Origin of the sequence: Noviherbaspirillum sp. UKPF54, assembly GCF_007874125.1 — a bacterium.
Taxonomy (GTDB): Bacteria; Pseudomonadota; Gammaproteobacteria; order Burkholderiales; family Burkholderiaceae_D; genus Noviherbaspirillum.
The window spans coordinates 4,612,193-4,638,364 of the sequence record NZ_CP040128.1 but is presented as its reverse complement, the minus strand read 5'-3'; the positions used below and the strand labels follow the sequence as shown (position 1 = coordinate 4,638,364).

The 26,172-nt window shown below is 61.3% G+C and carries 21 protein-coding genes; 6 read left to right on the top strand and 15 right to left on the bottom strand.

Annotation, left to right across the window (positions count from 1 at the left end):
* Positions 1-105: 105 nt before the first annotated feature.
* On the top strand, positions 106-270 hold the full coding sequence (locus FAY22_RS22085) for a hypothetical protein (RefSeq protein ID WP_168204911.1): 165 nt from the start codon (positions 106-108) through the stop codon (positions 268-270).
* 86 nt (positions 271-356) lie between these two features.
* Here the strand turns inward: FAY22_RS22085 and coq7 are convergent, their stop codons facing one another.
* Positions 357-983, bottom strand: coding sequence for a 2-polyprenyl-3-methyl-6-methoxy-1,4-benzoquinone monooxygenase (coq7, locus tag FAY22_RS21455; RefSeq protein WP_146332919.1), 627 nt, complete (start codon positions 981-983; stop codon positions 357-359).
* Positions 984-1,356: 373 nt separating this feature from the next.
* On the opposite strand from coq7, the gene FAY22_RS21450 reads away from it, so the two are divergent.
* From FAY22_RS21450 to FAY22_RS21440, 3 genes are all read left to right on the top strand, one after another.
* The gene (locus FAY22_RS21450; protein ID WP_146332917.1) at positions 1,357-2,448 is read left to right on the top strand and encodes a porin; all 1,092 of its coding nucleotides are present in this window, start codon (positions 1,357-1,359) and stop codon (positions 2,446-2,448) included.
* A 495-nt stretch (positions 2,449-2,943) separates the two neighbouring features.
* Positions 2,944-4,029, top strand: coding sequence for a porin (locus tag FAY22_RS21445; RefSeq protein ID WP_146332915.1), 1,086 nt, complete (start codon positions 2,944-2,946; stop codon positions 4,027-4,029).
* A 330-nt stretch (positions 4,030-4,359) separates the two neighbouring features.
* Complete coding sequence (locus tag FAY22_RS21440) at positions 4,360-5,418, top strand: porin (protein WP_146332913.1); 1,059 nt, start codon at positions 4,360-4,362, stop codon at positions 5,416-5,418.
* A 153-nt stretch (positions 5,419-5,571) separates the two neighbouring features.
* Here FAY22_RS21440 and FAY22_RS21435 read toward each other — a convergent pair whose 3' ends face one another.
* From FAY22_RS21435 to FAY22_RS21380, 12 genes are all read right to left on the bottom strand, one after another.
* Complete coding sequence (locus FAY22_RS21435; RefSeq protein WP_146332911.1) at positions 5,572-6,369, bottom strand: DUF3025 domain-containing protein; 798 nt, start codon at positions 6,367-6,369, stop codon at positions 5,572-5,574.
* Between the two features lie 16 nt (positions 6,370-6,385).
* Complete coding sequence (gene pyrC, locus FAY22_RS21430) at positions 6,386-7,435, bottom strand: dihydroorotase (protein WP_146332909.1); 1,050 nt, start codon at positions 7,433-7,435, stop codon at positions 6,386-6,388.
* Positions 7,436-7,528: 93 nt separating this feature from the next.
* A complete protein-coding gene (locus tag FAY22_RS21425; protein ID WP_146332907.1) occupies positions 7,529-8,254 on the bottom strand; it encodes an amino acid ABC transporter ATP-binding protein in 726 nt (241 codons plus the stop codon).
* Positions 8,251-8,934 carry a glutamate/aspartate ABC transporter permease GltK gene (gltK, locus tag FAY22_RS21420; protein WP_146332905.1) on the bottom strand — a complete coding sequence of 228 codons (684 nt, stop codon included), beginning with the start codon at positions 8,932-8,934 and terminating at the stop codon, positions 8,251-8,253. Before gltK ends, FAY22_RS21425 begins: the two co-directional genes overlap by 4 nt.
* A 10-nt stretch (positions 8,935-8,944) precedes the next feature.
* Positions 8,945-9,673 (bottom strand): amino acid ABC transporter permease, encoded by a 729-nt coding sequence (locus FAY22_RS21415; RefSeq protein ID WP_146332903.1) that lies wholly within the window; start codon positions 9,671-9,673, stop codon positions 8,945-8,947.
* 132 nt (positions 9,674-9,805) lie between these two features.
* Positions 9,806-10,702 (bottom strand): glutamate/aspartate ABC transporter substrate-binding protein, encoded by an 897-nt coding sequence (locus tag FAY22_RS21410; RefSeq protein WP_146332901.1) that lies wholly within the window; start codon positions 10,700-10,702, stop codon positions 9,806-9,808.
* Positions 10,703-10,935: 233 nt separating this feature from the next.
* A complete protein-coding gene (locus FAY22_RS21405; RefSeq protein ID WP_146332899.1) occupies positions 10,936-12,231 on the bottom strand; it encodes a TolC family protein in 1,296 nt (431 codons plus the stop codon).
* Positions 12,228-12,542 carry a DUF3240 family protein gene (locus FAY22_RS21400; RefSeq protein ID WP_146332897.1) on the bottom strand — a complete coding sequence of 105 codons (315 nt, stop codon included), beginning with the start codon at positions 12,540-12,542 and terminating at the stop codon, positions 12,228-12,230. The genes FAY22_RS21405 and FAY22_RS21400 overlap by 4 nt, the downstream gene beginning before the upstream one ends.
* Entirely contained in the window at positions 12,542-15,607 is a 3,066-nt protein-coding gene (locus tag FAY22_RS21395) for an efflux RND transporter permease subunit (RefSeq protein WP_146333574.1), read from the bottom strand. Before FAY22_RS21395 ends, FAY22_RS21400 begins: the two co-directional genes overlap by 1 nt.
* Positions 15,607-16,737, bottom strand: a complete 1,131-nt coding sequence (locus FAY22_RS21390) for an efflux RND transporter periplasmic adaptor subunit (protein ID WP_146332895.1) — start codon at positions 16,735-16,737, stop codon at positions 15,607-15,609. Before FAY22_RS21390 ends, FAY22_RS21395 begins: the two co-directional genes overlap by 1 nt.
* A gap of 308 nt (positions 16,738-17,045) precedes the next feature.
* Positions 17,046-18,011: a LysR family transcriptional regulator gene (locus tag FAY22_RS21385; protein WP_146332893.1), complete on the bottom strand. Its 966-nt coding sequence runs from the start codon at positions 18,009-18,011 to the stop codon at positions 17,046-17,048.
* A 59-nt stretch (positions 18,012-18,070) separates the two neighbouring features.
* Positions 18,071-19,927 (bottom strand): ABC transporter ATP-binding protein/permease, encoded by a 1,857-nt coding sequence (locus FAY22_RS21380; RefSeq protein WP_146332891.1) that lies wholly within the window; start codon positions 19,925-19,927, stop codon positions 18,071-18,073.
* A 115-nt stretch (positions 19,928-20,042) separates the two neighbouring features.
* Here FAY22_RS21380 and FAY22_RS21375 point away from each other — a divergent pair, with 115 nt between their 5' ends.
* Both FAY22_RS21375 and FAY22_RS21370 read left to right on the top strand, forming a co-directional pair.
* Positions 20,043-20,465, top strand: a complete 423-nt coding sequence (locus FAY22_RS21375; RefSeq protein ID WP_146332889.1) for an acyl-CoA thioesterase — start codon at positions 20,043-20,045, stop codon at positions 20,463-20,465.
* 155 nt (positions 20,466-20,620) lie between these two features.
* Positions 20,621-22,207 carry an alkaline phosphatase gene (locus FAY22_RS21370; protein WP_146332887.1) on the top strand — a complete coding sequence of 529 codons (1,587 nt, stop codon included), beginning with the start codon at positions 20,621-20,623 and terminating at the stop codon, positions 22,205-22,207.
* A 54-nt stretch (positions 22,208-22,261) separates the two neighbouring features.
* Here FAY22_RS21370 and FAY22_RS21365 read toward each other — a convergent pair whose 3' ends face one another.
* Positions 22,262-23,944 (bottom strand): long-chain fatty acid--CoA ligase, encoded by a 1,683-nt coding sequence (locus tag FAY22_RS21365; protein ID WP_146332885.1) that lies wholly within the window; start codon positions 23,942-23,944, stop codon positions 22,262-22,264.
* Between the two features lie 300 nt (positions 23,945-24,244).
* Positions 24,245-25,927, bottom strand: a complete 1,683-nt coding sequence (locus FAY22_RS21360; protein WP_146332883.1) for a long-chain fatty acid--CoA ligase — start codon at positions 25,925-25,927, stop codon at positions 24,245-24,247.
* Between the last annotated feature and the right edge of the window lie 245 nt (positions 25,928-26,172).

Sequence of the window (26,172 nt, the reverse complement as noted above, 5' to 3'; positions counted from 1 at the left end):
TCACACGTGGCAGGGAGTTTTATATCGAAATCGGAGGCCTATATTGAATGATATGAGCTCTCCCAGAAAGAGCCGCTTTTCATAACAACACGAAAGAGGCCTGCCATGAAAAAACTCCTTTCCATTTTGATCGGCGCAATCTTACTGTCCAGCTGCTCCCACATGGGTTCCAGCGGCATGAGCGGCACAAGCGGCGTGAGCAGCTCCGACGAGAACAAGCCGTATTCACAACGCCCGTTCAACCCTGACGATCCTTATCACGGCGGATAAGCCTGCAACCGCCGAGCGCACCGGCACGCTGGCTCCGACAGGAGGGCGCACGAAAATGCTGAGCAATAAATGAATGACGCCGGCGATCAAAGATAGTACGCCGTCGTCGTCATGACTTTCGCCATTGCCTGCATCGCCTTTTGCACCAGTGGCGGCGTATCGGTTGCGCCCATTGCGTGCGCCTTTGCGCCGTGCTCGATTTCATCAAGACGCATCTGTTCGACGATGGCGCGCGACTTGCCGTCCTGAACAGGCAACTGCGTCAGGTGGCTCGCCAGATGCGCCTCGACCTGGCGCTCCGTTTCAACGACAAACCCCAGGCTGCGCGCATCGCCCAGGCGCGCCGCGACCGCCCCAAGCGCATAAGCGCCTGCGTACCATAGCGGATTGAGCAAGCTCGGCCGCGATCCCAATTGCTGCAGGCGCTCGGCGGTCCACGCCAGATGATCCTCCTCCTCTCGCCCGGCTTGCTTGAATTGCTGCTTTAAAGCATCGTTTTTCGTAAATCGCCCTTGCGCGTCGTATAACGCCTGCGCACACACTTCGCCAACATGATTTACGCGCATCAAGCCGGCGCTATGCCGCTTGTCTGCATCGGCCAAGAAATGATCCGGCTCGCCCACACCTGGATTGGCGCGCGACGCCGTGGCCACCCCCGCGATTACGCGTAGTGCTTTGTCAAATTCGCCTATTAACGTGTCGAAGCGCGCCATTTTCTTGAGATTCCTGTTCCTACCAGCTTAATAAATATGCAGACCAATCGCGCCGCACCAACAGAGCGCTTGGCCCGAAACCATCCATAGCGACCGCTGTGGTCGTCTTGCCCACAAAAACATTGCTTCTTTTGCATCAAAAAAATTGCTTTAGATTAGCTTCCCTAGACCATCTGTTGCTGATCAACCACACAATCACCGGAAAACATGCGTATAAGCAAAATTCTCTTTGCTCAACTAGCCCTCTTTTGTTGAAATCACCATTAGCTTCTTTACTAACTGGTTTGGAAGTGAAAGCAAGGAGAGTTACCACTAGTGGCCTTGCTGAGGGCAAGTAAAAAAATTTTAGCACGCCAACCTTGGAGATAAATTAATGAAAAAATCGCTTCTCGCACTTGCAGTTCTGGGCGCATTCGCAGGCGCAGCACAAGCACAATCGGCTGTAACTATCTACGGCTCGTTTGACGGCGGCGTTCGCCATCAAAACCGCACGGTGGCTGATACCGCCAGCGCAAATGGCGGCGTGTGGACGATGAGCTCGAACGGCCAATACAACTCCAACCGTATCGGCTTCAAAGGTGTCGAAGATCTCGGCGGCGGCCTGAATGCCCACTTCAACCTGGAAACCGGCTTTAACACCGGTACCGGCGTACAAGACGGCGCACTGTTCAACCGTTCCGCTTTCGTCGGTCTGGGCGGCTCCTGGGGCTCGCTGGATTTCGGTCACCAGTACTCCATCAACTTCAAGGTCGTCGGCACCTATGATCCGTTCAGCTACAAGTACGTCAGCATCATTCCGCTGGCAGGCTTGGGTGTTATCGGAGGCACTGCCGCCAACCCCATTGGTGGCGTAGGCACGCTGTACGCAGCCCCCCTCACCCGTTTGGACAACGACGCTCAATACAGCGGCAAGTTTGGCCCGGTAACGGTGTATGCGGAGCACGCTTTCGGTGAACAGGCTACTGGCTTTAGCGACGCTTCGACCAACGCAGTAGGCGCGGTCTATGCCGAAGGCCCGATTACCGTCGGCGGCGCATACACTACCCGCAAGAACAACGTGGCTACCGCTCCTGCGGTCAGCTATCAAGACTACAAGAGCTGGACAGTTGGTGGCGCATACGCTACCGGCCCGTTCCGTGTCGCTGCAGGCTACTCTGACTCCAAGCAAGACACCGGCGTTACCGCTGCCCCGGAAGCTCGTGGCAAGAACTGGTGGGTTGGCGGCAGCTACAACCTGACTCCGGAAGCTGCTCTGACCGCTGGCTACTACGAAACCAAGACCACGCAGCCGGCAGTACCGGCATTGGAAACCAAGCGCAAGCTGTTCATCGTTGGCGGCACCTACGCTCTGTCCAAGCGCACGAACCTCTATGCTGACATCGATAACAGCCGTTACAGCGTCAGCGCAGGCACTGCACCGAAGAACCTGACCGGCTTCTCCGCTGGTATCAACCACCTGTTCTAATCAGGAAAAGCGATTGCTTTCTATGGAAAGCAATCGCAGGGTTGCATGACCTGAAAAGGCTACTTTGAATAACATCGGAGTGCCTTGCACCAAAATTTAGATGGCCCTACAGAAATGTGGGGCCATTTTTCTTTTCATATGCCGTCGGCTCCCTTCGTGGACTACTTGGGACAACGGATATCTCAGATTCCAAATATTTAGGCCTATAGCCATTACCAACTGTATCCAATTCTTTCCATGAGGCATGTTCATTCTATAAATCGATGACAAATTGATATGGTTTTAGTAATGATGCGTTGCGACAAAGCTACAAATATCACGTTGTGATCCCCAAAACTAAAAACTCCTTTTGCTTTCATCCCGATTCTTTGATGAAATAACTACTAGCTTCTTAGTGATTCTGTTAGGAAGCTTTCCTTCGGCAAGCGGTTGGCACTCATAGCCCGGCCGGGAAAACAATAAAACGTAGTTCAAACATACCTTTGGGGATTTTCAATGAAAAAATCGCTTCTCGCACTCGCAGTACTGGGCGCCTTCGCAGGCGTAGCAAATGCACAAACCAACGTGACCGTTTACGGCATCGTTGATGCAGGCGTCGCGTATGACAATGGCGCCAGTGCTGCAGGAAAGACCTGGAAGCTGCAAAGCGGCCAACAGTCCGGTAGCCGTCTGGGCTTCAAAGGCACCGAAGATCTCGGTGGCGGTCTGTCCGCAATCTTCACTCTGGAAAACGGCTTCACCGTGGATGATGGCCAAGCGTCGACTTCCCTCGGTGGTCGTCTGTTCGGCCGCCAAGCATGGGTCGGCCTGAAGGGCTCCTTTGGCGAAGTCAAGCTTGGCCGTCAACAAACCCCTCTGTACTACGCTGTAGCAGCAGTTGATCCGTTCGGCATCGGCTTGGCTGGTAATGCACAGCGTGCATTCGGCTATGGCATGTACGGCCAAGATCCGCTGGCTCGCACCGACAACACCATCAGCTACGCTATCAGCAACAGCGGCTTCAACGCTGGCCTGAACTATAGCTTCGGCGAGCAAGCTGGCGATAACAACAAGAACCGTAACATTGGTGTTGCTCTTGGCTATGCTAACGGCCCGTTGAATGTGCAATTCGCTTATCAGAAGTCGAATAACGCCACGCTGCTGCCGAATGGGACTGCCTCGGCACAATTCCTCGATCTGACAGGCGTAGATGGATTGAACACTACGACGGCCGAGACGCTGAAAGCTGCCTTCATCGGTGCAACCTATGACTTCGGCGTTGCTAAAGCGCACGCTGCTTACGCAGACAACAAGCTGGAAGTTACCGGCGGCGAGGTGAAGAATCGTGACCTGATGCTGGGCGTTTCCGCACCGGTTGGCGCTGCAGGCACCGTCATGGCTTCGTGGATTCGTAACGATTTCAAATCCAGCGATGACAAGTCGAACCAATATGCAATCGGCTACACCCACAACCTGTCCAAGCGCACCAACCTGTACACCTCGTTCGCTTACACCAAGAACGACGCAGGCGTTCTCTTGAACTCCGCAGAAGCTGGCACGAGCGACCGCCTGCTCAACGTCGGCGTTCGTCACGCATTCTAATCGCACGCAGGCTTTTGCCTGCAGTGATATGAAAGCTGTTTAAAAGAGGCACCTTCGGGTGCCTTTTTTCATGAATAGCAATTTTCCCAATGTTGCATCCTTCTCAAGACCCAGCAATCAGAGGGTGGGTAAGCATCGCACAGGCGTTGTTACCAGACAACAAATAAGGATTTTATTGTTCAAAGAGGCAATTTTTCTTTGCTCTCCCATCCTTTCTTTGGTGAAATATCAAGCGCTTCAGCAGCCAACCTTCTGAAGTAGCAGGAAGGATGACCACTGCCCTGACTGCAGAAATAACAACTTTAACCTGACACCTTTGGGGATTTTGTAATGAAAAAATCGCTTCTCGCGCTCGCAGTGCTGGGCGCTGTTGCTGGCGTAGCAAATGCACAAACCAACGTGACCGTTTATGGCGTAGTTGACGCTGGTATTGCTCGTGAATCTGGCGACGTCGCTGGTACCGCATGGAAACTGGCCTCTGGCGTGCAGTCGGGTAACCGTTTGGGCTTCAAGGGTACCGAGGACCTCGGCGGTGGCCTGAAGGCAAACTTTCAATTGGAAAACGGCTTCAACGTTGACACCGGCACCCAGCGCCAAGGTGCACTCTTTGGCCGTCAAGCTTTTGTCGGTCTTTCCGGCAACTTCGGTGCAGTTAACCTGGGTCGTCAATACAACCCACTGTTCATCGCTCTGGACTCCATCGACCCGTTTGGTACCGGTCTGACTGGCGCTTCCACCAACTTGATGGCTGGCGGCTCTAATGGTGATGTTCGCGTCAACAACGCCATCACTTACACCTCCCCGAACATGAGCGGACTCTCTGCCACCGCTCTGTATGGCTTCGGCGAACAAGCTGGTGATACCTCCAAAAACCGCAACTACGCTCTGTCCGCAAACTATGCGAACGGCCCGGTGGCTGCAGTTTTGGCATATAGCAACACCAATGACAATGCGGCATCGCCTAACAGCGCCAAGGTATGGTTGATCGGCGGCACCTACGATCTCGGCGTCGTCAAGGCTCACCTGGCATATGAATCGGAAAAAGCTGATGCAAACTTCCCGACCGTAGGTGGCGCAGACTTCCGTGACTGGATGGCTGGCGTTTCCGCACCGGTCGCTGGTGGCACCGTCATGGCTTCCTACATCAAGAAGACCGACAAGACGAACAGCGCCGAAGGTGCTAAGCAATATGCTGTCGGCTACACCTATCCGCTGTCCAAGCGTACCAACGTGTACACTTCGTACAGCCGCGTTACCAACGACAGCAATGCGCAATTCTTCGCTGGCGATGCATCCAGCGGTGGTCCCTCGGACGCTGCTGGCAACAACACCCAGAAGGTGGGCGGCACCTCCACCGGCTTCGCTGTTGGTATTCGCCACACGTTCTAATCATTCGCAGGCGTAAGCCTGCAGTGATTTGCAACTGCTGTATTGAAAAGGCACCTTCGGGTGCCTTTTCTTTTGTATGCCGAAATCAGCGCGCAAAAACTGCGGTCCTAATAATGTTGAGTCGTGAGTCGTGCAGTTGCTCCAGCCTAAGGCTTAAGCGGTAATGGTTTTGCCCTGCCGCTTCGGTCGAAACACCGCAGCATCGTCATAGAATTCCTGGCCTTGTCCATCCCACCAGCCTGGAATCCCCAACACCGGCAGCGGCGTAAATTCCGCAGTTGTTAAGCCGGCGCCAAGCTGATTCTTAACAGCCTCATCAATCCAGATACGCTTATCGCACGGCGACAAGCCGAAATACGCATTTTCCGCGATGACTGGCCGCGCATGCGCCGTAATCGCCTTGTACGGCGACACCAGCTTTTCCATCAAGGCGTGCCCAAACAGCCAGACGTCGCAGCTCTGTGCGAACTCATGCCGGCGCTCGATGAACACTTCGTGCCAGGCGTGCGCGCGCAAGGCGTCGATCAGCGAGGCATCCCGCACCACCAGCAGCGCGGCGTTTTCATCGAAAATCGTGGCGGCGTCGCGCACCTTGCCGCGGGATGCGGGGATCGCTCCGGCCTTGACGATTTCCGCCGCCTGCAGCGCGTTCAGCTGGACTTTGATGCGGGGAAAAGTCAGCCACACCAGCGCGTTGAAGAAATCGTGCAGATTCTCGCGGGTCGGCACGCCGCCAGTGGCACTGATGAAGGCTTCGTAGGCCATGCCGTGCGGCAGGCTGGCTTGCGGCACGAAACGGATGGGCAGGCCGCGGTGATTCTTCAAGCCGATCTGTTCTGCCCGGTGATTGATTGCCGCGCGCCAGTCCGGACTGTGTACGATCGATTCAGCCGTTGCACGCAAGGGAGCCAGCCACGGCCGCTGCCAGTCGATCGCATCGAAAAAGCGCATGCCGGCGACTACCGTTTCAGGCGAGCTTCCATCCGATCGACTCGCCGCCATTCAAGGGCACGACGCTGGTGTCTCCCAACGGCACTTCGGCCGGCAAGGTCCAGGTTTCGCGCTGTAGCGTGATCTTGGTCGCATTGCGCGGCAAACCGTAGAAATCCGGTCCGTGGAAGCTGGCGAACGCTTCCAGCTTGTCGAGCGCGCCGGCCTGGTCGAATGCGTGCGCGTACAGTTCCATGGCGTGCAGGGCCGTATAGCAGCCGGCGCAGCCGCAGGCATGCTCCTTCAGGCCCTTCGGGTGCGGCGCGGAGTCGGTGCCGAGGAAGAATTTCGGGCTGCCGGACGTGGCCGCCCGCACCAGCGCCTGGCGGTGCTCTTCTCGTTTCAGCACCGGCAGGCAGTAGTAGTGGGGGCGGATGCCGCCCTTGAAGATTTCGTTACGGTTGTACAGCAGATGATGCGCGGTGATGGTGGCGGCCACATGGTCGTCCGCTTCGCCGACGTATTGCGCGGCATCCTTGGTCGTGATGTGCTCGAACACGACTTTCAGCGCCGGCATGTCGCGCCGCAGCGGTTGCATCACGCGCTCGATGAACACGGCTTCGCGGTCGAAGATGTCGACTGCGGGGTCGGTCACTTCGCCGTGCACCAGGAATGGCATGCCAACTTCCTGCATCACTTCCAGCGTCTTGTAGCACTTCGACAAGGCGGTAACGCCGGCGTCGGAGTTGGTGGTGGCGCCGGCCGGATAGAGCTTGACGGCATGGATGAAGCCGCTGTCCTTCGCGCGCCGGATTTCATCGGGCGGCATGTTATCGGTCAGGTACAGCGTCATCAGCGGCTCGAAATCCATGCCCGACGGCAGTGCAGCCAGGATGCGCTCGCGATAGGCGGCGGCCTGCACGGTGGTGGTGACCGGCGGCTTCAGGTTCGGCATGACGATGGCGCGCGCGAATTGGCGCGCGCTGTGCGGCAGCACGCTGGCGAGCGCCGCGCCGTCGCGCAGGTGCAGGTGCCAGTCGTCGGGACGTGTCAGGGTAAGGGAATGTGCGGGAGATGGAGTGGACATGGCGGTGGTTCCTTCGGAGAGCCGCTATTTTACCCGCTTAATTTCATGCCGATGGCGGCCTCTCCCGCTGGCAGGAGAGGCGTTGTGCGTGAATCAGTGAATGATCTTCGCCAGGAAGTCGCGGGCACGCTCCGAGCGCGGCGAGCCGAAGAAGTCGTCCTTGCTGCAATCCTCGACGATGTAGCCCTTGTCCATGAACACGATGCGGTTGGCGACCCTCTTGGCGAACCCCATTTCGTGGGTGACCACCATCATGGTCATGCCTTCCTGTGCCAGGCCGACCATTACGTCCAGCACTTCGTTGATCATCTCGGGATCGAGCGCCGAGGTCGGCTCGTCGAACAGCATCGCGACCGGGTCCATCGACAGCGCGCGCGCAATCGCCACGCGCTGCTGCTGGCCGCCGGAGAGCTGGCCCGGGTACTTGTCCTTGTGCGCCAGCAGGCCGACGCGGTCAAGGTACTTGAGCCCCTTCTCGGTTGCCTCTTCCTCGCTGCGGCCAAGCACCTTGACCTGGCCGATGGTGAGGTTCTGGCGGATCGACAGGTGCGGGAACAGTTCGAAATTCTGGAACACCATGCCAATGTGCGAGCGCAGCTTCGGCAGGTCGGTTTTCGGGTCGCCGACCGACTGGCCGTTGACCACGATCTGGCCCTTCTGGAACGGTTCCAGGCCGTTGACGGTCTTGATCAGGGTCGACTTGCCGGAACCGGACGGGCCGCACACCACCATCACGTCGCCCTTGGAGACATGGGTCGTGCAGTCGGTCAGCACTTGAAAGCTGCCGTACCACTTGCTGACATTCTTAATGTCGATCATGAAATCACCTTTTTCTGAAACCGCCGCACCAGCAGCGAGGCGCTGAAGCAAATCACAAAATATACCGCGCCGGCGAACAGCAGCAGCTCGACAATCCGCCCATCGCGTTCGCCGATGCCGTAGGCCTGGCCGAAGAAATCGGCCAGCGCGCTGACGTAGACCAGCGAGGTATCCTGGAACAGCACGATGCCTTGCGTCAGGAGCAAGGGGATCATGTTGCGGAATGCCTGCGGCAGGATCACCAGCCGCATCGACTGGCCGTAGGTCATACCGAGCGCGAGCGAGGCGTTGATCTGCCCTTTCGGCACCGACTGGATGCCGGCGCGGATGATCTCGGAGTAATACGCCGCTTCGAAAAGCGCGAACGCTACCAGCGCCGAGGTCAGCCGGAAATCGGTGCTGGGCGACAGGTTCAGCAGATTCTGCAACAGTTGCGGCACGATCAGGAAGAACCACAGCAGCACCATCACCAGCGGAATCGAGCGGAACGTGTTCACGTAGCCGGCCGCCAGCCATTGCAGCGGCTTGGCGCCCGACAGGCGCATCATCGCCAGCAGCGTGCCCCAGACGATGCCCACCACTACGGCGACGGCGGTAATCTGCAGCGACACGATCATGCCGTCGCCGAGCACCGCGAGGTTGTCGGCGTTGATCGAACTGAAATCGAATGAATATGCCATGGCCCGCCCCTTATTTGCTGCCGATGTAGCCGGGCACCCGGGTACGGCCTTCGATCCACCGCATCAGCAGCATCACGGTGATGTTGATCACGACGTAGAGCAAGGTCACCGCGATAAAGGATTCATAGGGCTGTGCGGTGTAGTCGACCAGTTGCCGGCCCTGCGCGGCCAGCTCCAGCAAGCCGATGGTGGACGCGACCGCCGAATTCTTGAAGATGTTGAGGAATTCGGAGGTCAGCGGAGGCACGATGATGCGATAGGCCATCGGCAGGATCACGTAGCGGTAGGTTTGCGGCAGCGTCAGGCCCAGTGCCAGCCCGGCATTCTTTTGCCCGCGCGGCAGCGAGATGATGCCGGAACGTACCTGTTCGCACACGCGCGCGGCGGTGAAGGTCCCCAGGCAGAGAATGGCGGCGATGTATTGCTGCAGGACCGGGTTCATCTGCTTGATCGCCTCGCCGCCCGGCAGCAGGTCGGGCATCACGAAATACCAGATGAAAAGCTGCACCAGCAGCGGAATATTGCGGAAGATTTCAACGTAGGTGGCGGCGATACCGGACAAAAATTTGTTCGGCACCGTGCGCAGCACGCCCAGTATCGAGCCCAGCGCCAGCGCGATGAGCCAGCCGGACAGGCCGATGATCAGCGTGGTGAGCGCGCCCGACAACAGCCAATCGAGATACGTCTCGTTCCTGGCCGCGCTCTGGAAAAAAACGTCCCAGTTCCAGTGGTAGTTCATTGTCAGCCTTCAAGAAAAAGCGGAAGGAGTCAGAGGGTATCCTGAACTGGTTCAGGGCGCACGTCCTTGCAGCCCCGGGAACCTGTTCGGGAAACCGTCGACCTTCCGCCTTGTTCCGTCACAAATATCCGCTTATTCGTAAGCCTTGTCGTTCGGATTCTTGAACAGCTGCTTCATGTCGTCGGACAGCGGGAAGTTCAGGTTCAACCCCTTCGGCGGAATCGGCTCCAGGAACCACTTGTGGTAGACGCGCTCGATCTGGCCCGACTTCATCAGCTTGGCGATCGAGTTGTCGACCACCTTCTTGAACGGCTCATCGTCCTTGCGCATCATGCAGCCATACGCTTCACGCGATTGCGGCTTGCCGACGATTACCCATTCGTTCGGATTGCGTGCCTTGGCGCGCTCGCCGTACAGCAAGGCGTCGTCCATCATGAAGGCGGCGGCGCGTCCGGACTCCAGCGTCAGGAAGGACTGGCCATGTTCCTTGGCGCTGATGATGTTCATGCCCAAGTTCTTTTCTTCATTCATCTTGCGCAGCAGGCGTTCGGACGTGGTGCCGGCGGTCGTGACGACGTTCTTGCCCTTCAGGTCGGCGAAATCGTTGATGCCGGAATCCTTCTTGGTCATCAGGCGGGTGCCGATGATGAAGATGGTATCGGAAAACGCGACCTGCCTCTGGCGCTCGGTATTGTTCGTGGTCGAACTGCATTCCATGTCGATGGTGCCGTTCTGGGTCAGCGTGATGCGGTTTTGCGGCGTGACCGGGATTTCCTTGACCTGAAGATTCGGCATCTTCAGTTCGGCCTTGATCGCGTCGACCGCGTTCATCATGACGTCATACGAATAGCCGACGTAACGCACGCCGCCGAGGCTGTAGTTGAACGGGATGGACGATTCGCGCACGCCGAGCGTGATGGTGCCGGTATCCTTGATTTTCTTCAGCGTGCCGGTCAGCTCGGCGGCCTGCACAGCGCCTGCGAATGCCCCTACACCGATAAGAACGGCGATCATTTTCGATAGCTTCATATTTGTCTCCTGAAAAATTATTGCCAACTTAGTGTAGCAACCAAACTCCTCGTTTCAAAGCTGATATTCCTTTTTGTCCAGCTTGCCCGGTATTCTCTCTCAGCCAGCCTCATGACGCAGTGCGGAAATGCGCATCCTCCCAGCGGCTGCGTATTTCTGCGCAGTATTCCATCGGTAGTAATACGCAGGCTCAGCAGCCACGCACCGCCCTGACCGGGCCTGCCGCCAGGAGCTTAGAGCGGTTTGCGGGTCAGTGTAGGTGCCGCATCGCGCTGGCTGTCGGCCGCCTGCTCGTCCCAGATGACATGGGCATCGAGCAATAGCCTGGCGTACGCCTCGAGCGCATCGAAGCGCCCTTCCTCCGCGCTGGCGACGGCGTCGAGCGATTGCCGCCTGGCGAGAAGCAGCTCGCCCAGCGGCGCTTCGCCGAGGGAATACGCCTTGGATACCACCGCCGTGTTGGCTTCGGTTTGCCGGGCAACCTGCTCCAGGCGTTGCCAGACTTCGTAGGCGGACTCGGCATTCATGGCGGTGCTGATCGCGTCGCTTTGCGCCTTGGTCTCCGACTGCCGGGCGCGATCTTCCGCAATGCGCGCCTGCGCCAGGCCGGCGTCCTGCTGTGCGCGGCGCAGCGTGCCGGACAGCGGGATCGACAATGTGAGGCCGACGATCTTTTCCTGGCTGTCGCGTTCCTGCGCGATGCGCACGCCGATGGTCGGGTCGGGCACGCGATCGAGCGCGGCGCGCTCGGCGCTCAGCTTGCCTTGCGTGGCCTGGGCGCGCGCCAGCAGGAGTTCGTGATTCTCGGCCAGGATGCGCTGCTGCCACTCGCTTGCGGAACCGGCGATCGGCGCCGGCGCGGGCAGCTGCTGCGGCGCCTGCGGCGCGATGCCTGGATAGCGCACGCGCAGATCGGCCACGCTGCGCTCGGCACGCAGCGCCGCCTGGCGTTGCGCGCCGAGCGCCCTGTCGCGTTCGGTTTCGGCCAGCATCAGCTCGACGCGCGGCGCATCCCCGGCCTTGTAGCGCTTGCGCACGACATCGGCCTGTTGGCCGAGCAGGTCCGCCTGCTCTTGCAAGCGCGCCGCGGCGCGCAGGTTGCGCAGCGTGTCGAACCAGTTCTTCAGGAAGGCGCGGCCGGCTTCATGCCAGGCATCGGCCAACGCATGCTCGGCCAGCGTCACGCCAATTTCGCCGAGCGCCCGATCCTTGTCGGCCTTGCCGAACCAGCGCACCGGGCGCTCGACGGCCAACTCGTTTTCGCGGTAGCGGGGACCGGCGCGCTCGCGGCGCTGCTGCAGCGTGCCCTTGACGGTCCATTCATAGGGGCCGGCGCCCAGGCGGCTGGCATTCGCCTGTCCCAGTTCAATACCGTTGCGAGCGGCCTGCACCTGCGGCAACTGGTTCAGGTAATTGCGCACCGCGCCCTCGGGCGGCAACAGCGGCGGATATTCTTGCGCGCCCGCCGAGGCGGCCACGACCACGGCCAGCATCGGCCAGGCGAACGAAAACAGCTTCATTGCTTTCATGCGAATCGTCCAAACTTGATCAAAGGGGTGATCCAGTACGCCATTTCCGGATTGCGGAATTCGGCGTGCAGGCTCGCCAGCAACGGCTCGATGTGCGCCTGCTCCATCAGGATCGTGATGAGGCGGCGGCGTGCCCTGCCGCGCACCTGTTCCAGCGTGCTGGGCAACGAAGTGCCGTTGCCGAAGCCCTCGGCTTGCGCGACGGAGAAGCCGCTGACCCAGTCCGGGCGCGCCTGCAGATGGTCGAGCACCTCTTCTTCCAACGCGGCGGGCAGCGCCAGCGTCAGGACATGGCTATATCGATGTTCCATTATTTTTTCCCCATGCCGAATTGTTGGAACAGGATCGGCAGCAGCACCAGCGTCAGCAGCGTGGAACTAACCAGGCCGCCGATGACGACGATGGCCAGCGGCCGCTGGATTTCCGAGCCCGGCCCGGTCGACAGCAGCAAGGGAATCAGGCCGAAGGCGGCGATACTGGCCGTCATCATGACCGGGCGCAGGCGCCGCTTCGCGCCCTCCACCACGACGTCGACCGCGCTCAATCCCTTGGCCTTCAACTGGTTGAAATAGCTGATCATCACCAGCCCGTTGAGGACCGCGATGCCCATCAGGGCGATGAATCCGACCGAGGCCGGCACCGACAGGTATTCACCGGTGACGGCCAGGCCGACGACACCGCCGATCAATGCGAACGGGATATTGGCGAATACCAGCGTGGCCTGCCGCACCGACCCGAAGGTAGTAAACAGCAGCAGGAAGATGAGCGCCAGCGCAATCGGCACGACGATCGCCAGACGCGCCGCGGCGCGCTGCTGGTTTTCGAACTGGCCGCCCCAGGCGATGCGGTAACCGGCCGGCAGCGCGACCTGTTTGGCGACAGCAGCCTGCGCGTCTGCCACGAAACCGACCAGGTCGCGCCCGCGCACATTGGCGCGTACCACCACCATGCGCGACGAATTCTCGCGCTCGATCTTGACCGGCCCGTCGACCGCGCGCAGCCTGGCCAGATGCGCCAGCGGGATGGCCTGGCCGTCAGCCAGCGGCAGGCGCAGCTCGCCAAACAGTTGCGGCGACATCTGCAGCGCGCTGCTGCCGCGCACGATCAGCGGCAGGCGCCGGCCCTCCTCGATCACGATGCCCGCAGTGCGCCCCTCGACCAGCGTGCGCAAATCGTTCTGCACCTGTTCGACGGTCAAGCCGTAGCGGCCGGCCGCCACCCGGTCGATCTCGACCTGCAGGTACTGCACGCCGGCGTTCTGGACCGTCAGCACATCCTGGCTGCCGGGGATGGCTTCCAGCACGCGCACGATCTGTTCGGCCATCGCGTTGAGCTTCGCCAGGTCGCTGCCGTAGACCTTGACCGCGAGGTCGCCGCGCACGCCGGACAGCATTTCCGAAGTGCGCATTTCGATCGGCTGCGTGAAGCTGACGTTAATCCCCGGGAATTCCGCCGCCACCTGGCGCAGGCGATCGATCAGCTTTTCCTTGTCCGGGTCGCGCCACTCGGCGCGCGGCTTGAGCACCAGGAAGGAATCGGTTTCGTTGAGCCCCATCGGATCGAGCCCGAGCTCGTCGGAGCCGACGCGCGCCACCACGCTGCGGACCTCCGGCACCGCCGCCAGGATGCGCGCCTGCAGCGTCCGGTCGATTTCCGCCGAACGTGCCAGATTAATCGACGGCATCTTCTCGACCTGCATGATGATGTCGCCCTCGTCCATCGTCGGCATGAACGATTTGCCGATCAACATGAACAAGCCGAGCGCCGCCGCCAGCCCCGCGAGCGATGCGATGTACACCGTCCTGCGGTGCTGCAGCGCCCAGCTCAGCAGCGGCAGATACGCGTGCTCGATTTTGCGCACCAGCCACGGGCTTTCATGCGCCGCCGCGCCGAGGAAAAACGACGCCAGCACGGGAATCACCGTCAGCGACAGCAGCAGCGAGCCGGACAAGGCGAAGACGATGGTCAGCGCCACCGGCTTGAACAGCTTTCCTTCCAGCCCCTGCAGGGTAATCAGCGGCAGGAACACGATCACGATGATGGCCATGCCGGAGGTGACCGGCACCGCGACTTCCTGCACCGCGCGGTAGATCGTGTGCAGCCGGGTGCGGGCGGCGCCAGGTGCTGGATGCGCGGCATGCGCCTCGATATTCTCGACCACCACGACCGCCGCATCGACCAGCATGCCGATGGCGATCGACAGGCCGCCGAGCGACATCAGGTTGGCCGACAGCCCGAAGTAGCGCATCATCAGGAAGGTCATCAATGCCGACAGCGGCAGGATCACCGCCACCACCAGCGCCGCGCGCAGATTGCCGAGGAACAGGAACAGCAGCACCATCACCAGCGCGATCGCCTCCACCAGCGCCTTGGACACGGTACCGACGGCGCGCTCGACCAGGTTGCCGCGGTCATAGAAGGATTTGATCGTCACGCCCTTGGGCAGACTTTTCTGGATATCGGCGAGCTTGGCGCGCACCTGGTCGACCACCTGCTGCGCGTTGGCCCCGCGCAGGCCCAGGATCAGCCCCTCGACCGCCTCGCCGCGCCCGTCCTTGGTCACGGTGCCGTAGCGCGTCATGCTGCCGACACGCACCTCGGCCACGTCGCCGATGCGCACCGGCGTGCCGTTACGGCTGACGATCGTGATGGCTTTCACATCGTCGATGCTGCGCACGCTGCCGTCGCTGCGGATCAGCAGCGACTCTTCGTTGTCGGACAGGCGCCCCGCTCCGTCGTTGCGGTTGTTGGCTTCCAGCGCCGCCTGCACCTGTGCCAGCGAAATGCCGCGCGCGGCCAGCGCCGCCGGATCGGGAACCACCTCGAAACTCTTCACCAGTCCTCCGAGCGCATTGACATCCGCCACGCCGGGAATGGCGCGCAGCTGCGGGCGGATCGTCCAGTCGAGCAAGGTGCGCTTGTCGGTCAGCGGCAGGTCGCCTTCGATGGTAAACATGAACATCTCGCCCAGCGGCGTGGTGATCGGCGCCAGCCCGCCCTGGGCGCCGGGCGGCAGGGCGCCGAGCACGTTGTTGAGGCGTTCGGCGACTTGCTGGCGCGCCCAGAAGATATCGGTGCCGTCCTCGAAGTCCAGCGTGATGTCGGCAATCGCGTATTTCGACTGCGAGCGCAGGACCGTCTGGTGCGGGATGCCCAGCAACTCCTGCTCGATCGGCGCGGTGATGCGCATCTCGACTTCTTCCGGCGTCATGCCGGGTGCCTTCATGATGATCTTCACCTGGGTCGAGGACACATCGGGAAAGGCGTCGATCGGCAAGCCGCGAAAAGCCAGCGCGCCGGCGCCGATCAACGCCGCCGTCAAGACCAGCATCAGCAGGCGCTGTGCCAGAGAAAAAGCAATCAGACGTGCAATCATCATTGTCCCTCGCCCGCGCCCATCCCCAGCCACATGCCCTTGAGCGTGGCCATGCCGCGCACCGCGACCTCGGCCCCGGGCTGGAGCGGCCCCTGCACCATGGCGCTGTCACTGCCGCGGCTGGCGACCGTGACGGCGACCGGGCGCAAGCCGCCGCCTTCACGCACGAATACGTGGTCCTTGCCGTCAAGCCGTACCAGCGCCGCCGCCGGGATCTGCAACGCGCCCGGAGGCAGGCGCGTCGGCTTGACGAGCGCTTCGACGAACTGGTTCGGCCGCAGGCAGCTTTCCGCCGCCGGCAGCTCCGCACGCACCGTGACGGTCTGCGTCGCGCTGTCGAGCTGCATGCCGACTGCCGTCACGCGCCCGGCCTGGGTGCAGCCAACCACGTTGACCGCATCGCCGACACCGATCGCCGCGGCCTGCGCGCGCGCCGCCTGCAAGTCGATCCACAGCTGGCCGGACTGGCCGATGCGCGCCAGCGGCGCGCCGGCTTCGACGCGCTGGCCGGGCGCGGCCATCTGCTCGATCACGGTGCCGGGAGCCGGCGCCGTCACGGTGAGAACCGGGGAAATGGATTGCGACTGCGCCAGCGCGCCGATGGCCTTGTCGCCCATGCCGGCCAGCTTCAATGTCTGTCGCAGTTCCTGCTCGGCCGCGCGGCTCTGGATCATCGCGCTGCGCGTTTCCTGCAGCCGGCTTTCCGGAATGATGCCTTCCTTGAACAAGGCTTCGTCGCGCTTGAGCTTGCTGCCGGCAAGCTGCGCCTGCACGCTCGATTGCACGTAGCCGCGCTGCCATTCCAGGAGCTGCGGGCTGTACAGGCGGGCGATCGGCGCGCCGGCGGCGACCTTGCTCATCGGGTCCGCCAGCACGGCCTGCACCACGCCGGCCGCCGGCGCACTCACGATCCGGATCGCCTTGGCGGGAAAAACCGCCGTGCCGGACAGCCTGAAACCGTCACCTGCGCCAGCCTGCGACGATGCGCCGCCCACGCGCTCGAGCACGATGCCCGACTTGCGCATCTGCTCGTCGCTCAGCTTGAGCAGGCCCGAGGTGGCCGCGATGGCCGACGCCACCCATGCGCCGGATAAGATCAATACAGCAGAGAATTTCCCAAGTTCAGTCATGACGCGTCCGCAGCTTGTTTTTGTGGATGTCGACTCTAAAAAATGAATCTTAAGAAACTCTTAAGACAGATTTTCCGAGCCGATCTGCTGTCGACTGCCTGTTCGGGGAAAAAGCGAGCGATGCGCGATAGCCGCTATTCCCCATGACGGAAAACAGCATGTATGAACCCATTGTCGCGCCCGGCGGCGGCGGTCGCCACCGATAATGCCGCAGTGCGTCAAGCGTCATTAAAAACCTTGAGCACCATCAAAATCGCGGGAATAAATAGGAGGGCGGGGCCGGCCGTCGCCTGCAATACCGCGCAGTCTCAGTGCGGCGCTCTGGCCTTGGAGGCGCGCGCCTTGCCCTCTGCCGCGTTCCTCGCGACCAAGTAATCCCACAGCCGGGCCACGATCGGCTTGCCGGGGCGCTGCGCCGTGGGACGCTCGCGGTACAGGCGGATGTCCATTTCCACCTCCCATTCCGGCTGCCCGCCGTCGGCGCGCGCCAGCTGCCTTTGCCGCAGCTCGCGCGTGACCGCCGACTCCGGCAGGAACGCCACGCCGTGGCCTTCCAGCGCCATCATCTTCAAGCCTTCGGCCATGTCCGTTTCGTAGCGCTTGTCGAGGTGCGGCGCGCGTTTGGCGTCGGCCAGGATCAGGTCGACCATGCGCCCCAGGTAAGCGTTGCTGGTATAGGACAGGAAAGGCAGCGGCGATTTCGCGGTGCCCGGCAACGCGAATTTCGGCGTGCCGGACTTGTCGCAGCGCGCATAGGCACGCAGGGCTTCGCGCCCCAGCACAAGCATGTCGTAGCGGCTGGCATCGAGCTGCACCGGCTGGCGCGGATGGTGATAGCACAGCAGCAGGTCGCAGCCGCCGTCGACCATGGCCATCACCGCGTCATGCACGTTCAGTGCGATCAGGCGCGTGTGCAGCGGGCCGAAGCCGGATTCCAGCTGCGTCATCCACTTCGGCATGTAGGTCAGCGACAGCGTGTGCGGCACGGCGAAATCGACCGTGGTATGCGCCGTCGGCCGCTTGCCGCGCAACAGCGCGCGCGCGTTGTTGATCTGGCCGAGCATTTCCATCGCCTGCTCGTAGAACACTTCGCCCGCCGGCGTCAGCCGCGTCGGGTACGAGGTGCGGTCGATCAGGTCGGCGCCCAGCCAGGCTTCCAGCGACTGGATGCGGCGCGAAAACGCGGGTTGCGTCACATGGCGCAGCTCAGCGGAGCGGCTGAAACTGTGCGTTTCAGCCAGCGAAATGAAGTCTTCCAGCCATTTGGTTTCCATCCCGCCATGGTAGTGCGATTCAGCGGCCGAAGCAAAGCACGCGGCAGCCGCCGCGCTCCTCAGGCAACGGCCGTCTCGCTGTCGATGCCTCCGGAGGGCGACGCCGTGGCATCATCCTTCCTGGCTTGCTGGCGCTCCCACATCTGCGCGTAGGCGCCGCCGGCCACCAGCAGCTCGAAGTGCGTGCCGCGCTCGACGATGCGGCCATGGTCGAGCACCAGGATTTGCGCGGCGTCGGCGATCGTCGACAGGCGGTGCGCGATGACAAGCGTGGTGCGGTCTCGCGCGATTTCCTTCAACTGCCCCTGGATCGCCTGCTCCGCGCGGGAATCGAGCGCCGAGGTCGCTTCGTCGAAAATCAGGATCGCCGGGTTTTTCAGCAGCGTGCGCGCGATAGCCACCCGCTGCTTTTCGCCGCCGGACAGCTTCAGTCCGCGCTCGCCGACCATGGTGGCGTAGCCGTCCGGCAGGCTTTCGATGAAGTCGTGGATGTAGGCCGCTTTGGCCGCCGCGACGATTTCCTCCTTGCTCGCGTCCGGCTTGCCGTAGGCAATGTTGTATTCGATCGTGTCGTTGAACAGCACCGTGTCCTGCGGCACGATGCCGATCGCCCGGCGCAGCGAGGTCTGGGTCACGTCGCGCAAGTCCTGCCCGTCGATCGTGATGGCGCCGGAACCGATGTCGTAGAAGCGGAACAGCAGGCGCGACAGCGTCGACTTGCCGGAACCGCTGTGGCCGACCACGGCGGTGGTGGTGCCGGCGCGAATCGTGAAATCGACATCGAACAGAATTTGCCGCTTGGTCTCGTAGCTGAAATCGACGTGCGAGAATTTCACCTCCGCGCCCTTGACCGCCAGCGGCTTGGCGTGCGGCGCATCGGCGATCTCGCGGTGCTGGTCGAGCAGCGTGAACAGGCGTTCCATGTCGGCCAGGCTTTGCTTGATCTCGCGGTAGATCACGCCGAGGAAGTTCAGCGGGATATAGAGCTGGATCATGAAGGCGTTCACCAGCACCAGGTCGCCCAGCGTCATCTTGCCGTCGATGACGCCCTGCGTCGCGCGCCACAGGATCAGCGTGACGGCAATCGCGATGATCAGCGACTGGCCGGTATTGAGCAGCGACAGCGAAGTCTGCGACTTCACCGCCGCCGTTTCCCATTTTTCCAGGCTGCGGTCGTAGCGGCTTGCCTCGTACTCTTCGTTGCCGAAGTATTTGACGGTTTCGTAATTGATCAGCGAATCGATCGCCTTGGTGTTCGCCTTCGAGTCGAGCTCGTTCATGGTGCGGCGAAAGTGGGTGCGCCACTCGGTGATCAGGACGGTGAAGGCGATGTAGGTCAGCAGCGCCGCGAAAGTGATGACGGCAAACCAGATGTCGTAATGCAGCACCAGATAGCCGATCACCAGCGAGATTTCGACCAGGGTCGGCAGGATGCTGTACAGCGTGTACGACACCAGCGACGAAATGCCGCGCGTGCCGCGCTCGATGTCGCGCGTCATGCCGCCGGTCTGGCGGTTCAGGTGAAAGCGCAGCGACAGCGCATGCAGATGCCGGAACACCTTCAGGGCAATGGTGCGCACCGCGCGCTGCGTGACTTTCGCAAAGACGAATTCGCGCAGTTCGGTAAACAAGGTGGTGCATACCCGCAACGCGCCGTAGGCGACCAGCACTCCGAGCGGCAGCACCAGCAGGGCGCGCGGATGATCGGGCGAGACCGTCATGCGATCGATCAGCGCCTTCATCACCAGCGGCACGCCGACATTGGCGAGCTTGGCGCCGACCAGGAACAAGAGCGCCAGCAGCATGCGCCACTTGTATGCCCACAGATACGGGAACAGGGTCTTGAGCGTGGTCCAATCGTTGCGCGTGCCCTGGTTGGCGGCGGGTTCGGGATAGGAAGCGGAATGACGGCGCATGGCGACGGGGGAAATCAGAATGGTTTATGCTTGGACGATTGTAGCGTAGGCCCTGTCATTCGACAGACGCAGGACAGGCGCCATGCCGATGCGGATACTCTTGGGAGAATAAAACATGACAGACACACATCAATCCTGCTTGCCGGTCGGGAAAATGCCGGAATTGCGCGTGATGCCGATGCCGGCCGACGCCAACGTGCACGGCGATGTGTTCGGCGGCTGGATCATGGCGCAAGTCGATATCGCCGGTTCGCTGCCGGCGGTGCGCCGCGCCAACGGGCGCGTGGCGACGATTGCGGTAAATTCCTTCCTGTTCAAGCAGCCGGTGTTCGTCGGCGACCTGCTGTCCTTCTACGCGGACGTCGTCAAGGTCGGTAATACCTCGATCACGGTCAACGTGGAAGTCTATGCCGAGCGTAATCGTTTGCAGGCAGAAACGGTCAAAGTGACGGAAGCCACCCTCACCTACGTTGCCACCGACGAAAGGCGCAAGCCGCGCCCCATCCCGCCGCTGTCGGCGCTGACCGGACAGTCTTGATGATCCGGTAATGCCTCGGGACGACGCCTTCCCGTCACCGCAGCAAAGCCTGAGTTTTCTCAAGCAGTCGCGCTCTTTCACGCGACTGCCCTCGCCGCCGCGCCCGAACCTGCAAGAATGATCCAACGTCATTGTGGCCTGATGAGGAGTTCGTCATGCAACTTGCACGCAGGATTTTTCTTGCACGCGCCGCTCGCCTGTTATCGCTGGCGGCCTACGCGGCGGCTTTTCCGGGCGGCGCTGCCACGCGCCTGACGCGCTACCCGTTTCGCCTGGGGGTGGCGTCCGGCTCGCCGCGCCCGACCGCCATCGTGCTGTGGACGCGTATACTGCCCGATCCGCTCGATGCCGCGTCTATCGCACCGGTGCCACTGGCGGTCCGTTGGGAGTTGGCCGAAGACGAGGCGTTCCAGAAGGTGATCGCCACCGGCATGGCGACCGCCCTGCCGGAACTGGCTCACAGCGTGCACGTCGATGTCGCCGGATTGCGTCCCGACCGCTGGTACTGGTATCGCTTCATGCTGGGCGACGCCGTCAGCCCGTCCGGACGCACCCGAACCGCGCCGGCCACCGACGCCATGCCGGCAGCACTGCGTTTTGCCTTCGCATCATGCCAGCATTGGGAATTCGGGCACTATGCGGCGCACCGCCATATCGCCGATGCCGCACCGGACCTGGTCGCGTTCCTGGGCGATTACATCTACGAGTGGGGGCCATACGACCTCGGGCATCCCGCGGCACCGCGCGCCCGCAGCAACGAGTGCGTGACGCTGGAAAACTATCGTGCCCGCTATGCCCAGTACAAATCCGATCCCGACCTGCAGGCGGCGCATCGCGCCGCGCCCTGGATCGTGACCTGGGACGATCACGAAGTCGCCAACGATTACGCCGACGATCGCGACGAACGCCTCGACTCCGGCTTCCTCGCGCGGCGCGCTGCCGCCTATCAAGCCTTTTACGAGCACATGCCGATCCGCCTGCCCGCCTTGCCGGCCGGGCTACAGCGTTTCGCCCATCTGCGCCTGTACGAACGGTACGATTGGGGGCGGCTGGCGCGCTTCCACGTGCTCGACGACCGGCAATACCGCTCTTACCAGGCCTGTCCAGCGCCGGGCCGCGGCGGCTCCCGCTCGGTGAGCGCCAGCTGCACCGAACGCACCGATGCCGCGCGCACGCTGCTCGGCACTGAACAGGAAGCATGGCTGGCGGATGGCTTTGCGTCGTCCGGCGCAACGTGGAATATCCTCGCGCAGCAAACGCTGATGGCGCAGGCAAGCCAGGTGCCGATCACCCGCCCGGACGAGGGCCGCTTCTGGACGGATGGCTGGGACGGTTATCCGGCCGCGCGCCAGCGCCTGTTCGACAATATCGTCAGGCATCGCCCGGCCAACCCGGTCGTGATTTCGGGCGATGTGCACACGTTTTACGCGTGCAACCTGAAGCCGGACTTCGGCCGCCCGGTCTCCCCCGACAATCCGGTCATTGCCAGCGAATTCTGCGGCACCTCCGTCACGTCGGATTCCCGCCCGCAGTCGCGCGTCGACCGGTATGTCGCGCAGAACCCGCATATCCGCTACGGCCGCGCCGACCGGCGCGGATTCGTGATGATGGAAGTCGGCCCGGAACGGACCATTGCGCAGCTGATGGGGCTGGACGATGTACACATGCCCGATTCCGGCGTGTCGACGCTGGCGCGATTCACGGTCGAAAATGGCCGTCCCGGTGTCGTCCAAACCGGATAAAAAAACCGCCTGGCAGGCAGGCGGTTTCAAAGGTACAGGTGCGGGGGCGGCTGGTCAGGCAGCCTTTTTCTCGTCGCGCAATTCGCGCCGCAGGATCTTGCCCACGTTCGTCTTCGGCAGCTCGTCGCGGAACTCGATGTATTTCGGCTTCTTGTAGCCGGTGAATTGCTCCTTGCAGTAGCTCATCAGCTGGTCCACCGTCAGGGTCGGGTCCTTGCGCACCACGAACAGCTTGACCGCCTCGCCCGAATTCGCATCCGGCACGCCGATGCACGCGCATTCCAGCACGCCCGGGTGCGCCGCCACCACGCCTTCGATCTCGTTCGGGTACACGTTGAAACCGGACACCAGGATCATGTCCTTCTTGCGGTCGACGATCTTCACGTAACCGCGCTCGTCCATCACGCCGACGTCGCCCGACTTGAAGAAGCCGTCCGGCGTCATCACTTTCGCGGTTTCGTCCGGGCGGTTCCAGTAACCGGCCATCACTTGCGGGCCGCGGATCGAAATTTCGCCCGGCTGGCCCAGCGCCACCGGCTTGCCGTCGTCGTCCAGGATCGCGATCTCGGTCGACGGGATTGGCAGGCCGATCGCGCCGGAGAATTCCGTCGCATCGGCCGGATTGATCGTCGCCGACGGCGAGGTTTCGGACAAGCCGTAGCCCTCGACGATCGGACAGCCGGTCACCTTCAGCCATTTCTCGGCCACCGCCTGCTGCACGGCCATGCCGCCGCCGTTGCACACCTTGAGAGTGGAAAAGTCCAGCTTGGCGAAGTCGGGGTTGTTCAGCAAACCGTTGTACAGCGTGTTCACCGCCGGCAGCAGGTTGAACTTGTACTTCCCCAGTTCCTTCACGAAGCCAGGAATATCGCGCGGATTCGGGATCAGGATATTCAGCGATCCCCAGCGCGTGCCCATCAGGAAGCACGCGGTCAAGGCGAAGATGTGATACAGCGGCAGCGCGCAAACGATGGTGAGCGGATCGATCTTCGGTTCTTGCTGCAACGCCGGTTGCGCCCAGGCGTCGTTTTGCAGCACGTTGGCAATCACGTTGCGATGCAGCAGGGTCGCGCCCTTGGACACGCCGGTAGTGCCGCCGGTGTACTGCAGGAAGGCGACGTCGTCATGCTTGAGATCGACCGGTTTCAACGACATGCGTGCGCCTTCGGACAGCACCTGCTTGAAGCGCACCGCGCTGGGCAGCGAAAACGCCGGCACCATCTTCTTCACGTTGCGCACCACAAAGTTGACGATCATCCCCTTCACCCCGCCCAGCATTTCGCCCATGCTGGCCACCACCACATGCTTGACCTTGGTCTTCTTGATCACATGCTCGAGCGTGGTCGCGAAGTTTTCCAGGATGATGATCGCTTCAGCCCCGGAGTCGTTCAACTGGTGTTCCAGTTCGCGCGGCGTGTACAGCGGGTTGACGTTGACCACCGTGTAGCCGGCGCGCAGGACGCCGGCAATCGCTACCGGGTATTGCAGAACGTTGGGCATCATCACTGCCACGCGCGCGCCCTTCTTCAGCCCCTTGCTCTGCAGCCAGGCCCCCAGCTGCTTCGAGTATTCATCCAGCTCCGCATACGTCATGAACTTGTCCATGCAGACGAATGCATTGCGCGAGGCATACTTGCGGAACGATTCTTCCATCAAGTGCACCAGCGATCGGTATTGTTTGTAATCGATCTCCGCCGGTACGCCCTTCGGATACGATTTCAGCCAGATTTTCTCCATTGTCTGCCTCTTTGTCTCTCGTTATGTTGGATGGAAAGCTCGGGATTTTTATAAAACGAACGATAGTTCTTTTTTTGTTGACATAGATGCTATCGATCAGCGCATCAGCGTGCAAGCTTTTTAATTCGCTTAAGAATAGCGCCTTTTTCAAACAACACATCTTGCGATGCAACAATGTGTCTGCATCGGTCTGCGCTCCAATTTCCCTGCCATGAACGGCCACTCGGCGTTGTCCGACAAGGATAAAAAAACCGCCTGGCAGGCAGGCGGTTTCAAAGGTACGGGTGCGGGTGCGGCTGGTCAGGCAGCCTTTTTCTCGTCGCGCAATTCGCGCCGCAAGATCTTGCCCACGTTCGTCTTCGGCAGCTCGTCGCGGAACTCGATGTATTTCGGCTTCTTGTAGCCGGTGAATTGCTCCTTGCAGTAGCTCATCAGCTGGTCCACCGTCAGGGTCGGGTCCTTGCGCACCACGAACAGCTTGACCGCCTCGCCCGAATTCGCATCCGGCACGCCGATGCACGCGCATTCCAGCACGCCCGGGTGCGCCGCCACCACGCCTTCGATCTCGTTCGGGTACACGTTGAAGCCCGACACCAGGATCATGTCCTTCTTGCGGTCGACGATCTTCACATAGCCGCCGTCATCCATCACGCCGACGTCGCCGGTCTTGAAGAAGCCGTCCGGCGTCATCACTTTCGCGGTTTCATCCGGGCGGTTCCAGTAACCGGCCATCACTTGCGGGCCGCGGATCGAGATTTCGCCCGGCTGGCCCAGCGCCACCGGCTTGCCGTCGTCGTCCAGGATCGCGATCTCGGTCGAGGAAATCGGCAGGCCGATGGTACCGGTAAATTCCTTCGCATCGGCCCGGTTGATGGTCGCGCCGGGCGAGGTTTCGGACAAGCCGTACGCCTCGAGAATCGGGCAGCCGGTCACCTTCAGCCATTTCTCGGCCACCGCCTGCTGCACGGCCATGCCGCCGCCGAGGGAAATCATCAAGCCGGAGAAATCGAGTTTGGCAAAGTCGGGGTTGTTGAGCAAACCGTTGTACAACGTGTTCACCGCCGGGAACATGTTGACCTTGTACTTTTCCAGTTCCTTCACGAAGCCAGGAATATCGCGCGGATTCGGGATCAGGAGGTTCAAGGCGCCCCAGCGCATGCCCATCAAGCCGCAGGCCGTCAGCGCGAAGATGTGATACAGCGGCAGCGCGCAGACAATCGTTATCTGCTCGGACTTTGATTTTTTCTGCAGCGCAGGTTGCACCCAGGCGTCGTTTTGCAAGACATTCGCCAGCACGTTGCGGTGCAACAGGGTCGCGCCCTTGGACACGCCGGTGGTGCCGCCGGTGTACTGCAGGAAGGCGACGTCGTCATGCTTGAGATCCACCGGTTTCAACGACATGCGCGCGCCTTCGGACAGCACCTGCTTGAAGCGCACCGCGCTGGGCAGCGAAAACGCCGGCACCATCTTCTTCACGTTGCGCACCACGAAGTTGACGATCATCCCCTTCACCCCGCCCAGCATTTCGCCCATGCTGGCCACCACCACATGCTTGACCTTGGTCTTCTTGATCACATGCTCGAGCGTGGTCGCGAAGTTTTCCAGGATGATGATCGCTTCCGCGCCCGAGTCGTTCAACTGGTGTTCCAGTTCGCGCGGCGTGTACAGCGGGTTGACGTTGACCACCGTGTAGCCGGCGCGCAGGACGCCGGCGACCGAAATCGGGTATTGCAGCACGTTGGGCATCATCACTGCCACGCGTGCCCCCTTCTTCAGCCCCTTGCTCTGCAGCCAGGCACCCAGCTGCTTCGAGTATTCATCCACCTCGGCATAGGTGAGGGACTTGTCCATGCAGACGAATGCGTTGCGCGAGGCATACTTGCGGAACGATTCTTCCAGCAGGTGCACCAGCGATCGGTATTGTTTGTAATCGATCTCCGCCGGTACGTCCTTCGGATACGATTTCAGCCAGATTTTCTCCATTGTCTGCCTCAGTGTTGATGTGCTTTGGGGGAATATCGATGTCGACGTAAAAAAACGAACGACAGTTCTTTTTTAGTAACATAGATGCTATCGGTCGGCGCGTCCGAGTGCAAGGTTTTTAGGCGTTTCCTGAGTAACTTCTCTAGCCCGGAAATAATATTGCGATGCAACAATGCGCGACCGCTCCGGCACTCCCTATTTCGCCGTCTCCAGATGCGACAAAGCGACCGCACGGGTCGCTTTGC

Bases quoted from the DNA above. Each gene is read 5' to 3' on its own strand.
- gltK (WP_146332905.1), bottom strand. From the start codon at position 8,934: ATGGCATATTCATTCGATTTCAGTTCGATCAACGCCGACAACCTCGCG.
- FAY22_RS21450 (WP_146332917.1), top strand. From the start codon at position 1,357: ATGAAAAAATCGCTTCTCGCACTTGCAGTTCTGGGCGCATTCGCAGGC.
- FAY22_RS21410 (WP_146332901.1), bottom strand. From the start codon at position 10,702: ATGAAGCTATCGAAAATGATCGCCGTTCTTATCGGTGTAGGGGCATTC.
- FAY22_RS21370 (WP_146332887.1), top strand. From the start codon at position 20,621: ATGCAACTTGCACGCAGGATTTTTCTTGCACGCGCCGCTCGCCTGTTA.
- FAY22_RS21365 (WP_146332885.1), bottom strand. From the start codon at position 23,944: ATGGAGAAAATCTGGCTGAAATCGTATCCGAAGGGCGTACCGGCGGAG.
- coq7 (WP_146332919.1), bottom strand. From the start codon at position 983: ATGGCGCGCTTCGACACGTTAATAGGCGAATTTGACAAAGCACTACGC.
- FAY22_RS21385 (WP_146332893.1), bottom strand. From the start codon at position 18,011: ATGGAAACCAAATGGCTGGAAGACTTCATTTCGCTGGCTGAAACGCAC.
- FAY22_RS21445 (WP_146332915.1), top strand. From the start codon at position 2,944: ATGAAAAAATCGCTTCTCGCACTCGCAGTACTGGGCGCCTTCGCAGGC.
- FAY22_RS21360 (WP_146332883.1), bottom strand. From the start codon at position 25,927: ATGGAGAAAATCTGGCTGAAATCGTATCCGAAGGACGTACCGGCGGAG.
- FAY22_RS22085 (WP_168204911.1), top strand. From the start codon at position 106: ATGAAAAAACTCCTTTCCATTTTGATCGGCGCAATCTTACTGTCCAGC.
- FAY22_RS21390 (WP_146332895.1), bottom strand. From the start codon at position 16,737: ATGACTGAACTTGGGAAATTCTCTGCTGTATTGATCTTATCCGGCGCA.
- FAY22_RS21395 (WP_146333574.1), bottom strand. From the start codon at position 15,607: ATGATTGCACGTCTGATTGCTTTTTCTCTGGCACAGCGCCTGCTGATG.
- FAY22_RS21435 (WP_146332911.1), bottom strand. From the start codon at position 6,369: ATGCGCTTTTTCGATGCGATCGACTGGCAGCGGCCGTGGCTGGCTCCC.
- FAY22_RS21380 (WP_146332891.1), bottom strand. From the start codon at position 19,927: ATGCGCCGTCATTCCGCTTCCTATCCCGAACCCGCCGCCAACCAGGGC.
- FAY22_RS21415 (WP_146332903.1), bottom strand. From the start codon at position 9,673: ATGAACTACCACTGGAACTGGGACGTTTTTTTCCAGAGCGCGGCCAGG.
- FAY22_RS21440 (WP_146332913.1), top strand. From the start codon at position 4,360: ATGAAAAAATCGCTTCTCGCGCTCGCAGTGCTGGGCGCTGTTGCTGGC.
- FAY22_RS21405 (WP_146332899.1), bottom strand. From the start codon at position 12,231: ATGAAAGCAATGAAGCTGTTTTCGTTCGCCTGGCCGATGCTGGCCGTG.
- pyrC (WP_146332909.1), bottom strand. From the start codon at position 7,435: ATGTCCACTCCATCTCCCGCACATTCCCTTACCCTGACACGTCCCGAC.
- FAY22_RS21400 (WP_146332897.1), bottom strand. From the start codon at position 12,542: ATGGAACATCGATATAGCCATGTCCTGACGCTGGCGCTGCCCGCCGCG.
- FAY22_RS21375 (WP_146332889.1), top strand. From the start codon at position 20,043: ATGACAGACACACATCAATCCTGCTTGCCGGTCGGGAAAATGCCGGAA.
- FAY22_RS21425 (WP_146332907.1), bottom strand. From the start codon at position 8,254: ATGATCGACATTAAGAATGTCAGCAAGTGGTACGGCAGCTTTCAAGTG.